The sequence below is a fragment of the Streptomyces sp. NPDC048172 genome (genome assembly GCF_043202595.1).
Taxonomy (GTDB): domain Bacteria; phylum Actinomycetota; class Actinomycetes; order Streptomycetales; family Streptomycetaceae; genus Streptomyces.
The window spans coordinates 1,835,697-1,858,335 of the sequence record NZ_JBIDAT010000001.1; the positions used below are offsets into that span (position 1 = coordinate 1,835,697).

Annotated in this window: 16 protein-coding genes; 10 read left to right on the forward strand and 6 right to left on the reverse strand. The window is 71.0% G+C overall.

The window, feature by feature from the left end; genetic code table 11:
• Positions 1-3: 3 nt before the first annotated feature.
• Together ACGF3A_RS08405 and ACGF3A_RS08410 are read left to right on the forward strand one after the other, a co-directional pair.
• Positions 4-2,235: a PQQ-binding-like beta-propeller repeat protein gene (locus ACGF3A_RS08405; RefSeq protein WP_393727021.1), complete on the forward strand. Its 2,232-nt coding sequence runs from the start codon at positions 4-6 to the stop codon at positions 2,233-2,235.
• Between the two features lie 4 nt (positions 2,236-2,239).
• The gene (locus ACGF3A_RS08410) at positions 2,240-4,459 is read left to right on the forward strand and encodes a PQQ-binding-like beta-propeller repeat protein (RefSeq protein WP_393727023.1); all 2,220 of its coding nucleotides are present in this window, start codon (positions 2,240-2,242) and stop codon (positions 4,457-4,459) included.
• Between the two features lie 27 nt (positions 4,460-4,486).
• Here the strand turns inward: ACGF3A_RS08410 and ACGF3A_RS08415 are convergent, their stop codons facing one another.
• From ACGF3A_RS08415 to eccCa, 4 genes are all read right to left on the reverse strand, one after another.
• Complete coding sequence (locus ACGF3A_RS08415; protein WP_393727025.1) at positions 4,487-4,756, reverse strand: DUF397 domain-containing protein; 270 nt, start codon at positions 4,754-4,756, stop codon at positions 4,487-4,489.
• 83 nt (positions 4,757-4,839) lie between these two features.
• Positions 4,840-5,895: a hypothetical protein gene (locus ACGF3A_RS08420; protein ID WP_393727027.1), complete on the reverse strand. Its 1,056-nt coding sequence runs from the start codon at positions 5,893-5,895 to the stop codon at positions 4,840-4,842.
• Between the two features lie 32 nt (positions 5,896-5,927).
• A complete protein-coding gene (locus tag ACGF3A_RS08425) occupies positions 5,928-6,584 on the reverse strand; it encodes a hypothetical protein (protein ID WP_393727029.1) in 657 nt (218 codons plus the stop codon).
• A 221-nt stretch (positions 6,585-6,805) separates the two neighbouring features.
• On the reverse strand, positions 6,806-10,777 hold the full coding sequence (eccCa, locus tag ACGF3A_RS08430; RefSeq protein WP_393727031.1) for a type VII secretion protein EccCa: 3,972 nt from the start codon (positions 10,775-10,777) through the stop codon (positions 6,806-6,808).
• Between the two features lie 290 nt (positions 10,778-11,067).
• Between eccCa and eccD the strand changes: the two genes are divergently transcribed.
• The 6 genes from eccD to ACGF3A_RS08460 all read left to right on the forward strand — a co-directional run bounded on the left by eccD (position 11,068) and on the right by ACGF3A_RS08460 (position 18,230).
• Positions 11,068-12,582, forward strand: coding sequence for a type VII secretion integral membrane protein EccD (gene eccD / locus ACGF3A_RS08435; RefSeq protein ID WP_393727033.1), 1,515 nt, complete (start codon positions 11,068-11,070; stop codon positions 12,580-12,582).
• Positions 12,583-12,674: 92 nt separating this feature from the next.
• Entirely contained in the window at positions 12,675-12,965 is a 291-nt protein-coding gene (gene rpsO / locus ACGF3A_RS08440; RefSeq protein ID WP_079166964.1) for a 30S ribosomal protein S15, read from the forward strand.
• A gap of 309 nt (positions 12,966-13,274) precedes the next feature.
• Complete coding sequence (locus ACGF3A_RS08445; protein ID WP_393727036.1) at positions 13,275-15,512, forward strand: polyribonucleotide nucleotidyltransferase; 2,238 nt, start codon at positions 13,275-13,277, stop codon at positions 15,510-15,512.
• Positions 15,509-16,903 carry a M16 family metallopeptidase gene (locus tag ACGF3A_RS08450; RefSeq protein ID WP_393727038.1) on the forward strand — a complete coding sequence of 465 codons (1,395 nt, stop codon included), beginning with the start codon at positions 15,509-15,511 and terminating at the stop codon, positions 16,901-16,903. Before ACGF3A_RS08445 ends, ACGF3A_RS08450 begins: the two co-directional genes overlap by 4 nt.
• Positions 16,904-16,940: 37 nt before the next feature.
• Complete coding sequence (dapB, locus tag ACGF3A_RS08455; protein ID WP_393727039.1) at positions 16,941-17,693, forward strand: 4-hydroxy-tetrahydrodipicolinate reductase; 753 nt, start codon at positions 16,941-16,943, stop codon at positions 17,691-17,693.
• Positions 17,694-17,726: 33 nt separating this feature from the next.
• A complete protein-coding gene (locus ACGF3A_RS08460) occupies positions 17,727-18,230 on the forward strand; it encodes a hypothetical protein (RefSeq protein ID WP_393727041.1) in 504 nt (167 codons plus the stop codon).
• Here the strand turns inward: ACGF3A_RS08460 and ACGF3A_RS08465 are convergent.
• Together ACGF3A_RS08465 and ACGF3A_RS08470 are read right to left on the reverse strand one after the other, a co-directional pair.
• Positions 18,196-18,759: a PH domain-containing protein gene (locus ACGF3A_RS08465; protein WP_393727043.1), complete on the reverse strand. Its 564-nt coding sequence runs from the start codon at positions 18,757-18,759 to the stop codon at positions 18,196-18,198. The two genes, ACGF3A_RS08460 and ACGF3A_RS08465, sit on opposite strands and share 35 nt — an antisense overlap.
• Before the next feature lie 110 nt (positions 18,760-18,869).
• Complete coding sequence (locus ACGF3A_RS08470; RefSeq protein WP_393727045.1) at positions 18,870-19,112, reverse strand: hypothetical protein; 243 nt, start codon at positions 19,110-19,112, stop codon at positions 18,870-18,872.
• A 481-nt stretch (positions 19,113-19,593) separates the two neighbouring features.
• Between ACGF3A_RS08470 and dapA the strand changes: the two genes are divergently transcribed.
• Both dapA and ACGF3A_RS08480 read left to right on the forward strand, forming a co-directional pair.
• The gene (gene dapA / locus ACGF3A_RS08475; protein WP_393727047.1) at positions 19,594-20,493 is read left to right on the forward strand and encodes a 4-hydroxy-tetrahydrodipicolinate synthase; all 900 of its coding nucleotides are present in this window, start codon (positions 19,594-19,596) and stop codon (positions 20,491-20,493) included.
• Between the two features lie 152 nt (positions 20,494-20,645).
• Positions 20,646-22,331, forward strand: coding sequence for a ribonuclease J (locus tag ACGF3A_RS08480; protein ID WP_393727049.1), 1,686 nt, complete (start codon positions 20,646-20,648; stop codon positions 22,329-22,331).
• Positions 22,332-22,639: the final 308 nt, after the last annotated feature.

Below are 22,639 nucleotides of genomic sequence, written 5' to 3' on the forward strand. Positions count from 1 at the left end.
CGCATGCGACCTCCGCAGGGAGAGATACCGCGCCAGCTCGACCGCTACCGCATCGTGGCCACGCTCGACACGGCCTCAGCCGCTGACGGACCGCGCTGGTTCCTGGGCCAGGACGACCGGACCGGACGCGTGGACGTGGTCCGGGCCGTACTGCCGGGGGAGGTGGCGGACGACGCGGGCTACCGGCTCCGCTTCCGCGCCGAGGCCGGCAAGTCCACGCGTCTGAAGGGCCCTTGGACGGCCCCGGTGACGCACGTGGCGCCCCGCGAGTCCCCGCTGCCCTGGGTCGCGTACGGCGTCGGGCCCGCACTTCCGCTTCCCGCCGCGCTCGACGCGCACGGCGGTCCGCTGCCCGAGGAGACGGTACGGGCGCTGGGCGCGGCCCTCGCGGAGACGCTCCTCTGGGCGCACCGCGACGGTCTGGTGCACGCCGGTCTCTCGCCGGAGTCCGTGCTGCTGACCCCGTCGGGCCCGGCGCTCACGGGCTTCGGCCTCGTCCGCGCCGCGTCACCGGAAGGGACGCCCCGGCACTCCGTGCCCGGCGTCGCGCCCGAGAGCCTGCCCCCGGAACAGCGCACGGGCGGCACCCCGCAGCCGCTCGGCGACATCTACGCGCTCGCCACCGTGCTGGCGTACGCGGCGACGGGACAGCGCGCCCCCGCGCCCCGCCAACTGCCCGAGCGCCTGCGCCCCCTCCTCACCTCCGGGCTCGCGCCCGACCCGGCGTCCCGGCCCCGTGCCGACGCCTTCCTCCAGCAGCTCGCCCCACCCGGCGGCGCCCGCCCCGGCACGCCGGAGCCGCCCGCATCCGTCCTGCGGGCCCTGGAGGAGCAGGCGGCGCGGCATCCGGGCGGAGACGCGGGCGTTCCGGCCGCCCCCGCCCTCGCCCCCGCCCTCGCCCCGGCCCCGACGGGCCCTCCGCAGGACGGCGGCACAGGCGCGGAGACCGCGGCGCCGCGCCGTTCGCCCTCCCGCCGCGCGCTGCTCACGGGGGCCACGTACGGCGCGCTCGGGCTGGGGCTCGGCGCGGCGGCGGTCGGCGGCTGGCGCGCGACCCGGGCCGATCCCGTACGGCCGCGCGACCCGTTGGCCGTCTCCGGCGTGGCGCCCGTGCCGCTGTGGCGCCGGGAGATCGAGACGGACGGCGTCGGCGACACCGAACCGCCCGTCCTCGCGGGCCCCCGCCGGGCGCTCTTCGCGACGGACGGCGGGGTCCTCGCGTTCGACCTGGCCACGGGGAAGCAGCAGTGGTCGCGCGACGACATGTCCGCGCGGTCGCTCCACTACGCCGGGGACGACACGGCGGTGCTCGCCGACATGGACGTCTTCAGCCTGATCTCGACGCGTTCGGGCCGGGTGAAGTGGCAGGAGAAGCGGTACGAGGACGGGGCCCTCGGCTTCGAAGCCGTGATCGCCGTGCAGGACGGCACGCTCTTCTTCATGGGGAGACGCGAGGAGAAGAAGGCAGGCCAGAGCGAGTACGCCGTCGTGGCCTACCGCCTCCGCGACCGCAAGGAACGCTGGCGCAAGGACATCCACCCGGCGTACGGCGCCACGTCCACCCTCGGCGGCTTCGACGCGCCTCCCGTCGTCCGCAAGGGCGAGCTGCTGCTCCCCAACGCCAACACGCTCGGCAACTCGGACGAGAAGTACCACGGCTATCTCGCCCTCAGCATGCGCACCGGCCGCGAGCGGTGGCGGCGGAGCTACCCGGGGATCGAGGTGGAACCCTCGGGCCTCTGCATGGCGGCTCCCGGCGGTCTGCTCGTGCTCGGACCGACGGAGGGGCGCGTGCAGGCCCGGGATCTGCGCTCCGGCGCCAAGCGCTGGACCCGTTCCGTCCACGGCATCGTGGACGCGAAGGCCGTCCACGGGAACGGCGCGCTGTACTTGGTGGACGAGAAGCACTACGTCTACGCCGTCGCCGCACGGGACGGCCGCAGGAGATGGCGTGCGCGACTGCCCCTCCCGCCCGGAACGGTGCCGCACGAAGGCGGAATGGAGATCAGCGCCTCGGGGAAGACCCTGCTGCTCTCCGGCAACGCGGAGATCCTCGCGCTCGACACGGCCGGGGGAAGGCCCCTCTGGCGGCTCGCCGCCGTGCAGAAAGGCGAAGGGGGAGCGCCCAGGGACGAAGACGGCATCGGCGCACGGCCCGGCGTCGTCGTGGCGAAGGCCCCCGGACTGATCCTCGTCGCCACCGAATCATCCCTCTACGCGCTCCCGGTGGACTGAAACCATGGCCTCACCCCTCACCCACGACGATCCGCGACACCTCGGCGCGTACCGCCTGATCGCCCGCCTCGGCAGCGGCGGCATGGGCACCGTCTACCTCGCCCGTTCCACGGACGGCGAGACCGTCGCGCTCAAGACGATGCACGCGGAGTTCGCCGAACGCCCCGACTTCCGTACGCGTTTCCGGCTGGAGACCGACGCGGCGCGGGTGATCGGCGAGTGGCACGGCGCACGGGTGGTCGACGCGGATCCACTCGCCGAGGTGCCGTGGCTGGCCACCGAGTACGTGCTCGGACCGCCGCTGGACGAGGCGGTGGCCCTGTGCGGACCCCTGCCACAGGAGGCGGCCCGCGCGCTGGGCGCCGCGCTGTGCGAGGCCCTGGCCCAGCTGCACGGCACCGGAGTGGTGCACCGCGACCTGAAGCCGTCGAACATTCTCGTGACGGCGACGGGCCCCAAGGTGATCGACTTCGGTATCGCGCGTGCCCTGGGCGACGACCGGCTCACCCGTACGGGGGCGGCAGCGGGCACCCCTGCCTTCATGTCGCCCGAACAGGCGACCGGGGGCGAACACTCCCCGGCGGGCGATGTGTTCGCGCTCGCGGGCGTGCTGGTGTTCGCCTCCTCGGGACACGGCCCCTTCGGCGGCGGACAGCCCGCGGACCTGCTCTACCGGGTGCGTTACGCCGACCCGGACCTCTCCGGCGTCCCGGAGCCGCTGAGCCCGGTCCTCCTGCGCTGCCTCGCCAAGGACCCGGCCGCCCGCCCCGACACGGCCGAACTGCGCGCGCTGCTGGGCGCGTCGGACGCCACGTCCTTCGCCGACAGCCTCCCCGACGCGCTCCTCGCGGAGATCCTGCGGCGCGGGGACGCGGTCTGGGACATCCAGTACCAGCGGCTCCCCGCGCCCGCTCCCGAGTCCGAGCCCGGCTCCGAGGCCCAAGGGTCCCTCTCGCGCAGACGCGCGCTCATGACCGGCGGAGGCGTCCTGGCCCTGGCCGCCGCGGGCGGCGGCACCTGGCTCGCCCTGCGCCCCGACGGCTCACAGGCGAAGGCCGGGCCGTCCAAGAGCCCGGCGGCGGGCGGGAAACGGCGGGGAGGGGCGCCGGAGGAGAAGTGGAAGGCCAAGGTGGGCCCGTTCGAGTCGCTCAACCTCCTCAAGACGGGCCCCTACGACTCCACCACAGGCGTCCGCATCCTCACGCCGGGGGAGTACGTCGCGTATGCCACGGGGAGCTTCCTGCGCACGGTGGACGTACGTACCGGGGACGAGAGCGGGAGCACCTCGGAGCTCTTCAGCTCGAACACGAGCATCGTCGAGTACGGCTCCGCGCTCTACGGCTACGTGCCGGACAAGGGCGATCTCGCCCGCGTCGACCTCAGGACGTGCGCCGTGCGGCCGCCGCTCCTGACCAAGGAGAAGGCTCGCCTGAAGAAGGCCGAACTCCAGGCCGTCGGCGAGGGGAGCCTCTATCTGCAGGAGACGCGGAGCTCCCTGCTGGACAAGGACAAGGCAGAGAAGCAGAAGGAGAAGGGCCTTGAGTGGGTCGCGGCCGATCTCGGCTCGGGCAAGGTGCGCTGGCGGCGGAGAGTGGCGGTGGGCTACATGCTGCCCAAGCTGGCAGGCGGAAAGCTCGTCCTCGCCGACAGGAAGAAGCTGCTGGCCCTGAACGCCCGTACGGGGCGTAAGGCCTGGGCGCTCGACTTCGCCGACCACCCCCGGTACGACGTGGCCTCGGCGGACGTCATGGCGGCAGCGGGGCCCCACGTCTTCGTCGGGGAGCAGGAGATCGTGGCCGTACGGGTGGCCGACGGAAAGATCGCCTGGAGCTTCGGCAAGGGGCGCCCGGCGGCCCGGAACCGGATGAAGGGAGAGAAGATCTACGGGGAGCGGGTCGTGCGCGACGGCGTGCTGTACGTCCTTGAGGAGGGGCACGGCGTGCTGGCGATCGACGCGGAGACCGGCAAGCTGCGCTGGGAGCTCAGGGCCGGATGGGTCGCGCACAGCAGCCTCGTCCACACCCCCGTCATCGGCCGCGAACTGGCCTACTTCCCCGGCGGGGGCACCCAGTGGATACGGGCGGTGGATCTGCGGCGGCACAAGGAGGCGTGGACGTATCAGGGCCCCGGCACGCCCGCGAGCGTCGCCCTGCGTCCCCACCCGCGCACCCGGCAGCTCATCGCGGCGGGCGGCGGTCATCTGGTGGCCCTGCCACTGGACTGACCGCCGACCCCCTGTGCGGCGTGCGGGTCACTCCTGCTCGGCGGGGATCCCTCCGTTGTGCCGCATCGGCTCCAGGTCGAACTCGCCGTCGCGCGCCCCGAGGACGAAGGCCTCCCACTCGGCCGCCGTGTAACGCAGCACGACGTCGGGCTCCTTGGAATTGCGCATCGCGACGGCCCCGTCCGCCAGATGGGCGATCTCGACCTTCTCGTCCTCGGGCCCGCCCGGGGCGCTCTCCCAGACCGCGTCGGAGATGTCCCTCGCGTACAGCTCTTCCTTCTCCTGCTGCGTCCCCATCAGCGGGTGCTCCCTTCGTGCTGTGCGGCCTGTCAGCCTACGCCCCGGAGGGGGCGCAGGCTGAGGCATTGCAGCGGGACGCGTCAGTCGCGGACGACCGCCTGGATCTCCTTGACCGTCACGTTCTGCGTGTCCCCGTAGGAGCCGTCGGGAAGGTCGCCGCCGGTGCCGTCGGCGCCCTTCCAGGAGATCTCCCAGGTGAGCGTGGCCTTGAGCGGGAACGGGCCCCGGCCGTCGGTGGAGCGCAGGTAGTTGAGGCCGCACGGGGGCGTGCTGTTCTTGGCGCCCTTCTTGTACGGCTCGCCGATCTGGCCGTTCTTGATGGCGCACTCGCCGGACGCCGGGTACGTCGTGGCGTCGTCCGTGCCGGGCTCCAGCTTCAGGGACTTGGGCTTGGCCGTCGTCTCGGCCCAGATGTTCAGTCCGGGCACGTCCAGCTCGGCGCGGACCTTGACCGGCTTGAACTTCGCCTTGTCGAGCCACACCCAGGACTTGAGATTGACGGTCTGCTTGCCCTTGGGGTTGAGCTCGATGTCGGTGTCCGGAATGGGCAGCGAGCCGTACGCGTACTCCGCGAGCACCTTCGGGGTCACGGGGTTCGGCACGTCCGGCTTCTCGCCCTCGGGGACCCAGATCGCGTGCTCCTGGCACTCCAGGGACTTGGGGTCGTCCTTCATGTCGGGGTTCTGGACGCCCTCCCAGAACATCCCCTTGCCCTGCTTGTCGAGGTTGTAGTTCTTGTACTTGTCCGTCTGGTAATAGCTGCCCATCTGGCCCTGGGCCTGCTTCTCCAGGGCGGTGGCCATCTCGCCCGGGTCGGCGGGGTCGAGCGGGTTGAACTTCTTCTTCTTGCGCTTCTTCGGCTCGAATTCCTTCATGAGCGCCTTGAGCTGCTTGGGCGTCTTCGTCGGCTCGTACCAGCAGGGCGGCGGATCGAAGTTGGCGGCCTCCGGCGTGCCGGTCTGGCCGCCCTTGGCGCCCTCGACGACGTACTTCGTGACGCGCGAGGCCCCGGCCTCGATCGACTGGTCCGAAGCCTTGCCCTCGGTCTGGGCCCGGCCCGAGCCCGAACCCCTGCCTCCGCCGGGCGGGTCCGTCGGACCCGCGAACGCCGGTCCGACCGTGGGGGTCAGAGCCAAGGTGCAGAGTGTTGCCAGACAGACTGTTCTTCTCAGTGCGGGCATTTCTTGCCTCCAGGCTCCGATTCCCCGTTTGCGCCTTGCCAGACGCCCTGCTTGTTCCGCTCCAACTGCACGGTGTCGTGGACGTAGTTCTTGTCCCCACCGTTGTTCGGCTTGAGCTTTCCGGTCTTCCTGACCTTCGTCCGCGACTTGCTCTCATCGATGCAGTACGAGACGGTGGCCGTGTTCTTGCCGGTCAGCTCGACCTTCTGGGCGTAGAAGCGGGTCTTGCCCGCCCAGCTGATCCCCTCGTCGAGATAGCCCTTGGCGTACTTCATGTTCTCCAGCAGGAGCGAGTCCTTGGCGTAGAACTTCATCGCGTCCAGGTTCTTGTTCCGCGTGATGACCTGGTCGATCGAGTTCACCCGGCGCTGGTTGTCCGCCAGCACCGCGTCCTTCGCCGGATCGCCCGTCTCCGTCTTCTCGAACACGTTCTTCGCGTCGGAGGCCAGCTTGATCTCCGGGCGCTTGATCTTGTCCGAAGAGGCCGAGGGGGAGGCGGACTTCGCCGCCTTGTCCGCTCCCGCGATCTCGCCCTTCGCGCCGTCGCCCTTGTCCTCGTCGCCGCCGCCACCGCCGCAGGCCCCAAGGAGCAGCACCCCGGCGAGAGCCCCGGCGGTCCACATGGCGGCGCTTTGCTTCCGCATCGCTACTTCTCCTCGTTGCGCTGTGCTCGGCGGGTGCGCCGTGCGGGCCCCGTCCCGTTCGTCGGATTCCGGCGATTCAGTGGAATTGGCATGGTTCCGCCGCACTTCATCCCGCTGATCGCGCCTCCGAGGGGGAGGCTAGCAACTGAGAGCGTGTCAACTCCATGGCGATTCCATAAGGGAAATGCCACAGGGACGTCTTCGCAACCGTTACGTCTCGTCTACGTTTCGTCCGGCAGCCAGCCCAACTGCACCAACGGCGTGCCCCGCTTGCGCGAGACGTAGAAGCCGCGGCCCACGGGCATCGGGCGGGGACGGACGTTGCCCAGGATGTCGCCCTCGCTCGGGTCACCGGAGAGCACCACGCCCTGGGCGCCCAGCTCCTTCACCCGGGTCATGAACGATTCGAACATCGAGCGTGAGGCGCCGGCCGAGCTGCGGGCGATGATGAACCGGATGCCGACGTCCCTGGCGAACGGCAGATGTTCGGTCAGCGCCCCCAGCGGGTTCCCGCTGGAGGTGGAGACCAGCTCGTAGTCGTCGACGACGATGAACACCTTCGGCCCCGACCACCAGCTCCGGTCGCGCAGCTGCTGGGGCGTGACGTCCGCGGCGGGCGTCCGCCGGTCCATGAGGTCGCGGAGCGCGTTCATGTGCGTCTCCATGGCGTTGGACATCGGCGCGTACTCCAGCAGATGGGAGTCGGGGATGGCGCCGAGCAGCGAGCGGCGGTAGTCGCCGACGACGATCTTCGCCTCGTCGGCCGGGTACCGCTCGGTGATCTGCTTGACGAGCAGCCGCAGCAGCGCCGTCTTGCCGGACTCGCTCTCGCCGAAGACGAGGAAGAACGGGTCGGTCTCGAAGTCGACGAAGACCGGCTCCAGGTTGTTCTCGTCGATGGCGAAGGCGACGCCCAGGTCCGGGCGGTCGCCGCCGCCGGGGAGGCGCGCGGCGGGCAGCTCGCGGGGGAGCAGCCGCACCTCGGGCGCGCGCTCGCCCTGCCAGTGCGCCTCGACCGTGCGGCACAGCTCGGCCGTCGCGTCGGAGAGTTCGTGGTCGGAGCCGACGCCGTCGACGCGCGGGACGCCGGTCATGAAGTGCATCGCGTCCATCGTCTGGCCGCGCCCCGGCACCCCGGCGGGCACGTTGGCGGCGACCTTGCGGTTCAGCTCGGAGTCCATGGTGTCGCCGAGCCGCAGCTCCAGGCGGTTCATCAGGAGGTCCTTGAGCGCGGCGCGCACCTCCATGTTCCGCGTCGCGGAGACCACGACGTGCACGCCGTAGCCCAGGCCGCGGCCCGCGATGTCGTTGATGACGCCGTCGAGGGCCTCGTACTCGTTGCGGAAGTTGCCCCAGCCGTCGACGACCAGGAAGACGTCGCCCCACGGCTGGTCGGTGATCTCGCCGCGGGCCCGGCGCCGCCGGTAGGTGGCGATCGAGTCGACGCCCTGGGCGCGGAAGTACTCCTCGCGGCGGTTCAGGATCCCGTAGACCTCGGCGACCGTACGGCGTACGCGCTCGGGGTCGAGGCGGGAGGCGATGCCGCCCACGTGCGGCAGCCCGGAGACGGCCGAGAGGCCGCCGCCGCCGAAGTCCAGCCCGTAGAACTGCACTTCGGACGGGGTGTGGGTGAGCGCGAACGAGGCGATCAGGGTGCGCAGCAGCGTGGACTTGCCGGACTGCGGGCCGCCCACGACCAGCATGTGACCGGCCGCGCCCGCGAAGTCGAGGTACAGCGGGTCGCGCCGCTGCTCGAACGGCTTGTCGACCAGGCCGAGGGGCACCACGAGCTGCCCCAGCTTCGGGTAGTCGGGCACGGTCAGCCCGCGCCCCTCGACCGGCGCGAGCCCCGGCAGCAGCTCGTCCAGCGGCGAGGCGTTCTCCAGGGGTGGCAGCCACACCTGGTGCGCGGGCGTGCCCTGCCCCTCCAGCCGCCGCACGACGACGTCGAGCACGGTGTCGGCCAGCGCGTCGTCGTCGGCGCCCGTGCGCGGCTGGGGCACGGCGTCCGGGTCCGGCGCCACGTGCCGCACGGGCACCGGCGCCGCGGTGAAGAGCACGGGACGGCGGTCGTCGGGCAGCGGACCGGTCAGGGTGAGGTCGCCGCCGTCGGCGGAGCGGTAGACCCCGGAGACGTAGGCGGCCTTGAAGCGCGTCATCTCGTCGGTGCCGAACTTCAGATAGCCCGAGCCGGGCACCGAGGGCAGGTGGTACGCGTCCGGCACGCCCAGCGCCGCCCGCGACTCCCCGGCCGAGAACGTCCGCAGACCGATCCGGTACGAGAGATAGGTCTCCAGTCCGCGCAGCCGCCCCTCCTCCAGGCGCTGCGAGGCCAGCAGCAGGTGCACACCCAGTGAACGGCCGATACGGCCGATCTGGATGAACATGTCGATGAAGTCCGGCTTCGCCGTCAGCAGCTCGCTGAACTCGTCGATGACCAGGACGAGCGAGGGGACCGGTTCGAGCGGCGCACCGGCGGCGCGGGCCTTCTCGTAGTCGTGGATGTTGGCGTAATTGCCCGCGTCGCGCAGCATCTCCTGGCGGCGGTTGAGCTCGCCGCGGATCGAGTCGCCCATGCGGTCGACCAGCGTCAGGTCGTCCGCGAGGTTGGTGATCACCGCGGAGACGTGCGGCATCTGCCCCATCCCCGCGAACGTCGCGCCGCCCTTGAAGTCCGCGAGCACGAAGTTCAGCGTCTCCGAGGAGTGCGTCACCGACAGCCCGAGCACCAGCGTCCGCAGCAGCTCCGACTTGCCGGAACCGGTCGCGCCCACGCACAGCCCGTGCGGGCCCATGCCGTCCTGCGCGGCCTCCTTGAGGTCCAGCATGACCGGCTGCCCGTCCTCGCCGACGCCGATCGGCACCCGCAGCCGCTCGGCCTGCGAGCGCGGCCGCCAGGTGCGGGCCACGTCCACCGCGGCGGCGTCGCCCAGGCCCAGCAGGTCGGTGAAGTCCAGCTTGGCCAGCAGCGGTTCGTCGTCGTCCCCGCCGGTGCCCACGCGCAGCGGCGCGAGCTGCCGGGCCAGCGCCTCGGCCGCCTCGTACGAGAGCAGGTCGGGCGTCCCGTCGTAGACCAGGCCCTCGCCGGACTCCAGTCGCAGGGCGCGCGGCCGTACGACGACGGAGAGGCCGCCGCGTGCCGCGTCGATGTCGCCCGGGACGATCTCCACGATCGTGACGCCCTGGAGCCCCTCGGGCGCGGCCAGCGCCGAGCCGGGCGGCACCATCGTGCCGTCCACGACGAGGACGAGGTGCGGCTGCTCCAGCAGCGGATCGGCGCCCGCGTTGAACCGGGGGCGGCCCTCCAGCCGCGCCGCCAGCAGCTCCTCCAGCTCGAAGGCGTCCCGCGTGATGAGGCGCCGCGTCCCCGCGCCGTCCGTCTCGCCGGACTGCGCGTGCGGCAGCCACTTCGCCCACTCCCAGCGGGCGTACGCGTCCTGGCCGGCCGCGATCCCGATCACCAGGTCCTCGGGGGAGTGGAGGGAGGCCAGCCCGCCGAGCATGGCGCGCGCCGCGGCGTACACCGACTCGGGCTCGCCGCTGACCGTCACGTGGTAGAAGGCGCGCAGCGACAGGGCCATCGGCAGGCCGTCGAGCGTGGCGTGCGTGTTGAGGAACTGGTGCATCGCGCCCGCCGTCAGCGGCTCCAGCTCGTCCACGGGCGCGGTCTCCGGCGCCACCAGCGGCGTCGCGAGCTGCTGCGTGCCGAGGCCCACCCGTACGTGCGTGAAGTCGCCGTCCGAGGGCCGCCGTTCCCACACCCTGCTGCCCTCGGCGACCAGCGACCAGAGCTGCTCGGGCGAGGGGTGCAGATAGAACTGCGCGTCCCGCTGCTTGAGCGCGGTCTTGCGCACCTTGCGGCGGGTCTGCGCGAGGTATTTGAGGTAGTCGCGCCGAGTCTGCGCCGTGTCGCCCTGGGCGCCCCTGCGGAAGCGGATCGCCATCGCGATGACCATGGCGAGCGTGGACGCCAGCATCACCACGCCCATGATCTTCATCATGGGGTGCGTGTTCATGCCCGGCATCAGGAAGTAGACGCTGGACCCGCCCATGCCGAGCATCGGCAGGAGCTGGAGCAGCATCCCCTCCTGCTGGTTGCGCGGCAGCTCCGGCGGGGGCTCCAGCCGGAGTTCCTCGTCGGGGACTTCGGGGGGCAGCGCTCTGGGCTGACGCTTCACGACGATCTGGGTCACGTGCGCACCATTTCTCTCACGTTCCCTCGCTTCCCCCGCGTCCCTCGCGACGCCGTCACGGCGTGATGTATGGCGCGGAACGGGGCAGTTCGCCCTGGTGACCCCGGGGCTGGGGACCCCTTCCGCGGCTGGCGATCCTAGTGGCACCGCCGGTTGACCGGGAGCGGTAGGGTGTCGCGCGGTGTACGCGGGGGCGTGCGGCCCCGGCGTACGGCGAGCCACGGACCGAGCCACGGACCGAGCGAGGACAGCCGGCCGGTCACGGACCGGCGGACGAGGGGGATCCACAGGTGAGTACGACGGCTTCCGCAGCGGCCGCAGCGCCGGGCACGGGACCGGGACCCGGCGGTGCCCCAGGGCCCGCCGGACCGTCGGGCGCGGCAGCCGACACCGGCTTCTGCCGGGTCACCATCGTCGCGCCGGACAGCCGTATCGACGTCGCGCTCCCCGAGGACGTCCCCGTCGCCGACATCTACCCGGAGATCCTCCGGCTGTCGGGCCAGAGCCCCGCCGAGGGCGCCCCCGTCGGCTACCACCTGGTGCGCCGCGACGGCACCGTGCTCGACGGCTCCCGCTCCCTCGTCGCGCAGCGCATCCTCGACGGCGAGGTGCTCAGCCTCCGCCCCTTCGCCGAGTCGCTGCCGCCCGCCGTCTTCGACGACGTCTCCGACGCCGTCGCCACCGCCGTCACCCGCGACCGCAAGCTGTGGAGCGACGGCATGATGCGCGCGGCCGGGCTCATCGGCGGCGGCGCGCTGCTCGTCCTGATGGCCTGCGTGCTCTGGTTCTCCGACCCCGTCCGGCACGACATGCACGGCCTGTCCGGCATCCTCGCCGGGACCACGGGGCTGCTGCTCGTCGCGCTCGCGGCCGTCCGCGCGCGGGTCTACGAGGACAGGCCGACCGCCATAGCGCTCGGGCTCGGCGCGCTGCCGCACATCATGATCGCGGGCACCGGGCTGCTGCCCCTGGAGGACGGGCACGGCATCGGCAGGCTCCAGTTCCTGCTGGGCTGCGTGGCCGTGCTCATCGCCGCGTCCGTGCTCGTCGCGCTGACGCCGCACGGCGACGGCCCCTTCGTCGCCGCCGCCTTCACGGCCACGGTCGGCACGCTCGTCACGTTCATCGCGATCATGTCGGACATCCCCGCGCTGGAGACCGCCGCCATCTGCGCGCCCGTAGCCGTCGGCGTCCTCGCCTTCCTGCCCGGCCTCTCCACCCGCTTCGCGCGGCTGCCCATAGGCTTCGAGACCACCCGCAGCGCCACCGAGGACTACGACGCCGACCCCGACGCGGCCCCCGAGACCCACGGACCCATCGACGCCGAGCGCATCGCGGCCCAGGCCCGCAGGGGCCACGAGATGCTGGTCGGCCTCGTCGGCGGCTGCGCGGCCGTCGTCATCGCCTCGACCGCCGTCCTCGGCTTCTCCGGCAACGGCTGGGGCCAGCTCCTCGTCCTCGCCACCGGCATCGCGATGCTGCTGCGCGCCCGCCTCTTCCGCTACACCTCGCAGGTCAGCTGCGCCCTCGTCGCGGGCCTCAGCGCCCTGGTGCTGCTCGGGGTCGGCCTCGCCGCCGGGTTCCCCGAGGGCGACACCGCGCTCCGTACGGTCTGGCTCACCGCCGCACTGGCGCTCGCCTCGGCCCTCGTCGTCGGCATCGGGCTCACCGTCCCCAGCAAGGGCGTCACCCCGTTCTGGGGCCGGTTCGCCGAGATCATGGAGACGTTCGTGCTGCTCACGCTGGTGCCGCTCTGCCTGGCGGTGATGGACGTCTACTCGGCGGCCCGCAGCCTCACCAGCTGAGCGCTGATACCCTGTACCGGTTCGTCGAGTATCCAAGATTCCCCTGCGAGTAAGACCAGGGGCGCTCGACGGCCTGAATCCTAGGAGTACGAGTGTCGTCTCTCGATGCCGCGACGAAGAAGCAGATCATGACCGAGTTCGCCACCAAGGAGGGTGACACCGGCTCCCCCGAGGTCCAGGTGGCCCTGCTCTCGCGTCGTATCAGCGACCTGACCGAGCACCTGAAGACCCACAAGCACGACCACCACTCGCGCCGTGGTCTGCTGCTGCTGGTCGGCCAGCGCCGCCGCCTGCTGCAGTACCTGGCGAAGAAGGACATCCAGCGCTTCCGCGCCCTGGTCGAGCGCCTCGGCATCCGCCGCGGTGCGGCCGGCGCCCGCTGACACGCGCGTGAGGGAGCGGTTCCCGGACCGGGGGCCGCTCCCTTCGACGTACCGTCGCACGTAACGTCGCACCTTCTGAGCTGCGACACCTCTCGTGGAGCGCCAAGGCTTTGTAGGCTTGACCCGCGAGGACGAACACATCAACAGTACGAGGCAGGGGCGTGCCCGCCCGAAGCCGGTCCTCGGTAGTGGCCCCCGGACATCAACGTTCCGGGCGCTTCGATCGAAGACCGGCCCGCACTGGGAGCGCTCTGCCTGAGACGGTCCGCCGCCACACGGGCAGCGGACACGGACGAGGAGATATTCCTGGTGGAGAACGAGACCCACTACGCCGAGGCCGTCATCGACAACGGCGCCTTCGGCACCCGCACCATCCGCTTCGAGACGGGCCGCCTGGCCAAGCAGGCCGCCGGCTCCGCCGTGGCGTACCTGGACGACGACACCATGGTGCTGTCGGCCACCACCGCTTCCAAGAACCCCAAGGACCAGCTGGACTTCTTCCCGCTGACCGTGGACGTCGAGGAGCGGATGTACTCGGCCGGGAAGATCCCCGGCTCCTTCTTCCGCCGTGAGGGCCGGCCCTCCGAGGACGCGATCCTCACCTGCCGCCTGATCGACCGCCCGCTGCGCCCCTCCTTCAAGAAGGGCCTGCGGAACGAGATCCAGGTCGTCGAGACGATCATGGCGCTCAACCCCGACCACCTCTACGACGTGGTCGCGATCAACGCCGCCTCCTGCTCCACGCAGCTCGCGGGCCTCCCCTTCTCCGGCCCGATCGGCGGCACCCGTGTCGCCCTGATCAAGGGCCAGTGGGTCGCCTTCCCGACCCACTCGGAGCTGGAGGAAGCCGTCTTCGACATGGTCATCGCGGGCCGTGTCCTGGAGGACGGCGACGTCGCGATCATGATGGTCGAGGCCGAGGCCACCGACAAGACCATCGAGCTGGTCAAGGGCGGCGCCGAGTCGCCGACCGAGGAGATCGTCGCCGCCGGTATCGACGCGGCGAAGCCCTTCATCAAGGTGCTGTGCAAGGCCCAGGCCGACCTCGCCGCGAAGGCCGCCAAGCCCACCGGCGAGTTCCCGATCTTCCTGGACTACCAGGACGACGTCCTGGAGGCCCTCACCGCCGCCGTCAAGGACGAGCTGGCGCAGGCCCTCACCATCGCGGGCAAGCAGGAGCGCGAGTCGGAGCTGGACCGGGTCAAGGGCCTGGCCGCCGAGAAGCTGCTCCCGCAGTTCGAGGGCCGCGAGAAGGAGATCTCCGCGGCGTACCGCTCGCTGACCAAGACCCTGGTCCGCGAGCGCGTCATCAAGGAGAAGAAGCGCATCGACGGCCGCGGCGTCACGGACATCCGTACGCTCGCCGCCGAGGTCGAGGCCATCCCGCGCGTGCACGGCTCGGCGCTCTTCGAGCGCGGCGAGACCCAGATCCTGGGCGTCACCACGCTGAACATGCTCCGGATGGAGCAGCAGCTGGACACCCTCTCGCCGGTGACCCGCAAGCGGTACATGCACAACTACAACTTCCCGCCGTACTCCACCGGTGAGACCGGCCGCGTCGGCTCCCCGAAGCGCCGCGAGATCGGCCACGGCGCGCTCGCCGAGCGCGCCCTCGTGCCGGTGCTGCCGACGCGCGAGGAGTTCCCGTACGCGATCCGCCAGGTCTCCGAGGCCCTGGGCTCCAACGGCTCGACGTCGATGGGCTCGGTCTGCGCCTCCACCATGTCGCTGCTGAACGCCGGTGTGCCGCTGAAGGCCCCGGTCGCCGGTATCGCCATGGGCCTGATCTCCCAGGAGATCGAGGGCGAGACGCACTACGTGACGCTGACCGACATCCTCGGCGCCGAGGACGCGTTCGGCGACATGGACTTCAAGGTCGCGGGCACCAAGCAGTTCGTGACCGCGCTCCAGCTCGACACCAAGCTCGACGGCATCCCCGCCTCGGTGCTGGCCGCCGCGCTGAAGCAGGCCCGCGACGCGCGTCTGCACATCCTCGACGTGATGAACGAGGCGATCGACGTTCCGGACGAGATGTCCCCGAACGCGCCGCGGATCATCACCGTGAAGATCCCGGTGGACAAGATCGGTGAGGTCATCGGCCCGAAGGGCAAGATGATCAACCAGATCCAGGAGGACACCGGCGCCGACATCACCATCGAGGACGACGGCACCATCTACATCGGTGCCGCCGACGGCCCGGCCGCCGAGGCCGCGCGCACCACGATCAACGGCATCGCGAACCCGACGATGCCCGAGGTCGGCGAGCGCTACCTGGGCACGGTCGTGAAGACGACCACCTTCGGCGCCTTCGTCTCGCTCCTCCCGGGCAAGGACGGTCTGCTGCACATCTCGCAGATCCGCAAGCTCGCGGGCGGCAAGCGCGTGGAGAACGTCGAGGACGTCCTCGGCGTCGGCCAGAAGGTCCAGGTCGAGATCGCCGAGATCGACCAGCGCGGCAAGCTCTCCCTGATCCCCGTCATGGACGAGGAAGAGGGCTCCGACGAGTCCAAGGACGCCGACAAGAGCGAGGACGAGTCCGCCAAGTGACACCCCCGTCCCGTTCGACGGCCCGCCCCGCCACCACGGCAGGGCGGGCCGTCGCCCGTACCAAGGCCCGTACACAGACCCTGCTCAAGGGTGAGAACGGCACCGGCACCGTCCGGAAGACCGTGCTGCCGGGCGGGCTCCGCGTCGTCACGGAGACCCTGCCGACGGTGCGCTCCGCGACGTTCGGCATCTGGGCGCACGTGGGCTCGCGCGACGAGACCCCGTCGCTCAACGGCGCCACGCACTATCTGGAGCACCTGCTCTTCAAGGGCACCGAGCGGCGCAGCGCCCTGGACATCTCGGCGGCGCTGGACGCCGTCGGCGGCGAGATGAACGCCTTCACCGCGAAGGAGTTCACCTGCTACTACGCACGTGTCCTCGACACCGATCTGCCGCTCGCCATCGACGTGGTGTGCGACATGCTCACCGGCTCGGTCATCGACCCGGCCGAGGTCGACGCGGAGCGGGGCGTGATCCTCGAAGAGATCGCGATGACGGAGGACGACCCGGGCGACTGCGTGCACGACCTGTTCGCCAGGACGATGCTCGGCGACTCCCCGCTCGGCCGCCCCGTCCTGGGCACCGTGGACACCGTCAACGCGCTCACCCGCGACCGCATCACGCGCTTCTACCGCAAGCACTACGACCCGACGCACCTGGTCGTCGCCGCCGCGGGCAACGTCGACCACGCCAAGGTCGTACGCCAGGTCCGCGCCGCCTTCGACCGCGCGGGCGCCCTCACCCGTACGGAGGACGCCGAACCGGTCGGGCCGCGCACCGGACGGCGGACCGTACGCACGGCGGGGCAGGTCGAGCTGCTGGACCGCTCCACCGAACAGGCGCACATCGTCCTCGGCATGCCGGGCGTCTCCCGCAACGACGAGCGGCGCTGGACCCTGGGCGTGCTCAGCGCGGCCCTCGGCGGCGGCATGAGCTCGCGCCTCTTCCAGGAGATCCGCGAGAAGCGCGGCCTGGCCTACAGCACGTACTCCTACACCTCGGGCTTCGCCGACTGCGGCCTCTTCGGGGTGTACGCGGGCTGCCGCCCGAGCCAGGTGCCCGACGTGCTCAAGATCTGCCGCCAGGAGCTCGACCAGGTCGCCCGCGACGGGCTGACCGACGACGAGGTACGGCGCGCCGTCGGCCAGCTCTCCGGCTCGACGGTGCTCGGCCTGGAGGACACCGGCGCGCTGATGCACCGCATCGGCAAGAGCGAGCTGTGCTGGGGCGAGCAGATGTCGGTCGACGACATGCTGGCGAAGATCTCGGCCGTCACCCCCGACGATGTGCGCGAGGTCGCGCGGGACGTGCTCACGCACCGCCCCTCGCTCTCCGTCATCGGCCCGCTCACCGACAAGCAGGCGTCCCATCTGGACGACGCCGTCGCGTAGTCACCGCCTCGTAGTCACTGCCTAAGGAATGCAAGAGATGAGCAAGCAGCGCGTAGCCGTCCTCGGCGCCCAGGGCCGGATGGGCTCGGAGGCCGTACGGGCCGTCGAGGCGGCCGAGGACATGGAGCTGGTGGCGGCCCTGGGCCGGGACGACTCCCGGAACGCCCTCACCGAGGCGGGCGCCGAGGTCGCCGTCGACCTCACCCACCCGGACTCGGTCATGGGCAACCTGGAGTTCTGCGCCGGCAACGGCATCCACGCGGTCGTCGGCACCACCGGCTGGACCGAGGAGCGGCTGTCGCGGCTGCGCGGCTGGCTCGACGCCGCGCCGGGCACGGGCGTGCTGATCGCCCCGAACTTCGGCATCGGCGCGGTCCTGACCATGCAGTTCGCCCAGAAGGCTGCGCGCTTCTTCGAGTCCGTCGAGGTCGTCGAGCTGCACCACCCGAACAAGGCCGACGCGCCCAGCGGCACGGCCGTACGGACGGCACAGCTCATCGCCGAGGCCCGGCGGGACGCCGAGCTGCCCGCGCAGCCCGACGGGACCAGCACGGCGCTGGAGGGCGCGCGCGGCGCCGACGTCGACGGGGTGCCGGTGCACGCCGTACGGCTGCGGGGGCTGGTCGCCCACCAGGAGGTGCTGTTCGGGGACGAGGGGGAGACCTTCACCCTCCGGCACGACTCGCTGCACCGCTCGTCGTTCATGCCGGGCGTGCTGCTGGGCGTGCGCAAGGTGCCCGCGACGCCGGGGCTCACCTTCGGGCTCGAACACTTCCTCGACCTGGACTGACGAGGAACGAGGAACCGAGGGACTGAGCACCGCGTGCGCGCAAAGATCACCTATTTCGCCCTGGCGGCCGTCCTGGTCGTCTACTTCGTCATGGTCGGCAGCCGGGGCGTGCTGCTCATCAAGCAGGGCACGGTGGTCACCGTCGCGTTCGGCGCCGCGGTGCTCGTCCTGCCGTTCATCGGGCTGTGGTTCCTCTGGCACACGACGCGCTTCGCGCGCGGCGCGGGACGCCTGGCCCGGGAGCTGGAGGCCGAGGGCGGACTGCCCGTGGACGAGCTGAGGCGGACGCCCTCGGGCCGTATCGACCGCGACTCGGCGGACGAGGTCTTCGCCCGGCGGCAGCGGGAGGCCGAGGCGGAGCCGGGGGACTGGCGGGTCTGGTTCCGGCTCGCCGTCGCCTACCACGACGCCCGCGACACTCCGCGCGCCCGCAAGGCCATGCAGCACGCGATCGCCCTGCACGACGGGCGTACGCCGGGGGCTGACGGGCGTACGGCAGGCGCTACGGACGCGAGTCCGCCGCCCAGGCCTCGATGACGTCGGCCGCGCGGTCGAAGGCCTCGCGGCGCGAGAGGAAGTCCGCGTTGTGGTCCGTCAAGAGCACGCGCGGCGCGCTCTCCTGAGCCTCACCCCGGCCCCTGGCGAGCGTCAGGGCCTCGCCCTGCACCGTACGGGGCAGCCCCAGCCACTTCACGGGGCTCTGCGTGGTGCGCACGGCGCCGACCTCGCTCCAGGGCAGCGTCGTCGTCCGGAACAGGCCCGCGTGCCGCAGGCCGTGCGGGCTCACCCAGACCCCGGCGCGCAGCAGCCGCAGCGCGAAGGCGATCACCAGGAGCCCCACGCCCGCGACGACGCCCGCACTCGGCAGCGCCCCGGCCAGCCCGATGATCATCGCGGAGAAGAGCAGGTACGAGGCGAGCAGCAGCAGCAACGCCCCTCCGCCGACCCGCCAGGGGCCGGGCCGGTAGGGGCGTCGCCAGTGGTCGCTCTCGGGGTGCGGCAGCGGGGCCGCCGCTGCCGCCGGAGCGCCCGGCTCGCGGTCGGCCGTCAGAAAGGGCAGGGGCACGGGTCTTCCTCGCTCGTAACAGAGTCTGTGAGCGAGGAGATTATCGGGACGCCTGGGGCCGGGCCAGTCCCGGGCGGCCCGCGGGGCGTGTCAGCGTCCGGACGGCTCCGTCAGCGGCCGTGCTCGGCGGTGGCCGAGGGACCGCGCCCGTCGTCCGGGGAGCCCGGGTCGAGCGCGGGCACGCCGATGAGCAGGGAACCCACGAGCCCCGCGACGATCGTCAGCCCCACGAGGGCACTCCCCGCCGTCTCGCCGAAGCTCCGTCGGGGCTTGGGCGGCGGGGCGACATTACTGCGGAACCGTTCGGCCTCGGCTATGAAGGTGAACGGAACTGTCTCTCCGCGGCGGAACATGACTGACTCTCCTGTGTAGCGCTGTGAAGGGCGTTCGGGGTGATCTGCGTGATCTGGGTGATCGTTCTGGGTCGTTAGTAGGGGGAACGCCCGAAGTGACGGGAGAGTGCCCGATCTCGGCGATCCCATGTGAAAAATATCAATTGGCTCCGCGACGAATGACACCGGGGTGCCGTATCTCCCCCCGGAGTCCAATTTGTGGGGCTAAGAGCGGACATCAGGGCCACCCAGCGATCATCCGGCACCCCTCCGAGTGGCTCCGGACGGACGACTCCCCGGCGAATGTCCGTATTGCACCGTTTCAAGAACTTCATCTAGGCTGAATGAACGGTCCCGGCACTGTCTGAACCCCCGAGCAGGCAGTGCCGGGGCCTCTGGCCCGCAGCCCCGGGCCGTACGGCGTCCCCGAATCCGGCCCCGGACAGGCACCTTCCCGCCCCGAGGGAGCGTCGCGGGGGGCGCTGCGAGTAGCGTGGACCCCATGGCTCCGACCTCCACACCGCAGACGCCCTTCGGGCGGGTCCTGACCGCGATGGTCACGCCGTTCACTGCGGACGGCGCTCTCGACCTCGACGGCGCGCAGCAGCTCGCCGCCCATCTGGTGGACGCCGGTAACGACGGCCTTGTCGTCAACGGCACCACCGGAGAGTCCCCGACCACCAGCGATGCGGAGAAAGCCCAGCTCGTACGGGCGGTCGTGGAGGCCGTAGGCGACCGGGCGCACATCGTCGCCGGAGCCGGCACCAACGACACGGCGCACAGCCTGGAGCTGGCGCGCGCCGCCGCGGACGCGGGCGCGCACGGCCTCCTCGCCGTCACGCCGTACTACAGCAAGCCCCCGCAGGAAGGCCTCTTCCGGCACTTCACCGCCATCGCCGACGCCACAGACCTGCCCGTGATGCTCTACGACATCCCGGGCCGCAGCGGCGTCCCGATCAACACCGAGACGATCGTCCGCCTCGCCGAGCACCCGCGCATCGTGGCCAACAAGGACGCCAAGGGCGACCTCGGCCGCGCCAGCTGGGCCATCGCCACCAGCGGCCTCGCCTGGTACAGCGGTGACGACATGCTCAACCTGCCGCTGCTCTCGGTCGGCGCGGTCGGTTACGTGTCGGTGGTCGGCCACCTCGTCGCCCCCGAGCTGCGCTCCCTGCTGGAGTCGCACCTGACGGGCGACGTCGCGAAGGCGACCGAGATCCACCAGAAGCTGCTGCCGGTCTTCACCGGCATGTTCCGCACCCAGGGCGTCATCACCACGAAGGCGGCCCTCGCCCTCCAGGGGCTCCCGGCAGGCCCGCTCCGGCTTCCGCTGGTAGAGCTCTCTCCGGAGGAAACGGAGCAGCTCAAGCACGATCTCGCGCACGGCGGGGTACACCTGTAGATCACAGACTTCACAACTGCATATCGCCGGATGAACCGGCAAGTGCACGACCACACACAACACGCACGAACGTACGCCTGACGTACGCATCATGAATATCGCGCGCCACGTGCCCATGTGGGTGCGTGGCGCGCGTGGTGAAGGAGAGTCTTTTGAGTCATCCGCATCCCGAGCTCGGCCCTCCGCCGCCGCTCCCCGAGGGTGGCCTCCGCGTCACCCCGCTGGGCGGTCTCGGCGAGATCGGCCGCAACATGACCGTCTTCGAGTACGACGGCAGACTGCTGATCGTCGACTGCGGCGTCCTCTTCCCCGAGGAGGAGCAGCCCGGCATCGACCTGATCCTGCCCGACTTCACCGTGCTCCGGGACCGCCTCGACGACATCGACGGCATCGTCCTGACGCACGGGCACGAGGACCACATCGGCGGCGTCCCCTACCTCCTCCGCGAGAAGCCGGACATCCCGCTCATCGGCTCCAAGCTGACCCTCGCCCTGATCGAGGCCAAGCTCCAGGAGCACCGCATCCGGCCGTACACGCTGGAGGTCGAGGAGGGCCACAGCGAACGCATCGGCCCCTTCGACTGCGAATTCGTCTCGGTCAACCACTCCATCCCCGACGCCCTCGCCGTCGCCATCCGCACCCCCGCGGGCATGGCGGTGCACACGGGCGACTTCAAGATGGACCAGCTCCCGCTGGACGGCCGCCTCACCGACCTGCGCGCCTTCGCGCGCCTCGGCGAGGAGGGCATCGACCTCCTGCTGAGCGACTCGACGAACGCCGAGGTCCCGGGCTTCGTCCCGCCGGAGCGCGAGATCTCCAACGTTCTGCGCCAGGTCTTCTCCAGCGCCCAGAAGCGCATCATCGTGGCGAGCTTCGCCAGCCATGTGCACCGCATCCAGCAGATCCTGGACGCCGCGCACGAGCACGGCCGCCGCGTCGCCTTCGTCGGACGCTCGATGGTCCGCAACATGGGCATCGCCAGGGACCTCGGCTACCTCAAGGTCCCGGCGGGCCTAGTGGTCGACGTCAAGACCCTGGACGACCTCCCGGACGACGAGATCGTGCTGGTCTGCACGGGCTCCCAGGGCGAGCCGATGGCGGCCCTCTCCCGGATGGCCAACAGGGACCACCAGATCCGGATCGTCCAGGGCGACACGGTGATCCTCGCGTCGTCCCTGATCCCGGGGAACGAGAACGCGGTCTACCGCGTCATCAACGGCCTGACCCGCTGGGGCGCCAACGTCGTCCACAAGGGCAACGCCAAGGTGCACGTCTCCGGCCACGCCTCGGCGGGCGAGCTGCTGTACTTCTACAACATCTGCCAGCCCCGCAACCTGATGCCGGTCCACGGCGAATGGCGCCACCTGCGCGCCAACGCCGAGCTCGGCGCCAAGACGGGCGTCCCGCACGAGAACGTCGTCATCGCCGAGGACGGCGTCGTGGTCGACCTGGTCGAGGGCAAGGCCAAGATCACGGGCAAGGTCCAGGCCGGATACGTCTACGTGGACGGCCTCTCGGTCGGCGACGTCACCGAGTCCTCCCTCAAGGACCGCCGCATCCTCGGCGACGAGGGGATCATCTCGATCTTCGTCGTGGTCGACAGCACCACCGGCAAGATCGTCGGCGGCCCCCACATCCAGTCCCGGGGCTCCGGCATCGACGACGAGGCGTTCACCGCCGTCATGCCGAAGATCGACGAGGCACTGGCCAAGTCCGCGCAGGACGGCATCGCCGAGGCCCACCAGCTGCAGCAGCTGGTCCGCCGCACGGTGGGCAAGTGGGTCTCCGACACCTACCGCCGTCGCCCGATGATCCTCCCCGTGGTCGTCGAGGTCTGAGCGAACGGACAGCGGGGCGCCTCGATTTGCCTCCGGGCGCCCCGCTCCAGTACGTTTACATCTCCACCGCAACGGGAACCCGGGACGCGCTTGCGTCCGAGGGGGAACGTAGGCCGGAAATCCGAAATCCGCTCGGAAAGAGCAGAGAAAAGATTCTGGTAAGGTTGGAAACACCGAAGGGAAGCGCCCGGAGGAAACCCGGAAGGGAATCCGAAGGAAGCGTCCGTTCCTTGAGAACTCAACAGCGTGCCAAAAGTCAACGCCAGATATGTTGATACCCCGACCCACTCTTGTGGTGGGTTGAGGTT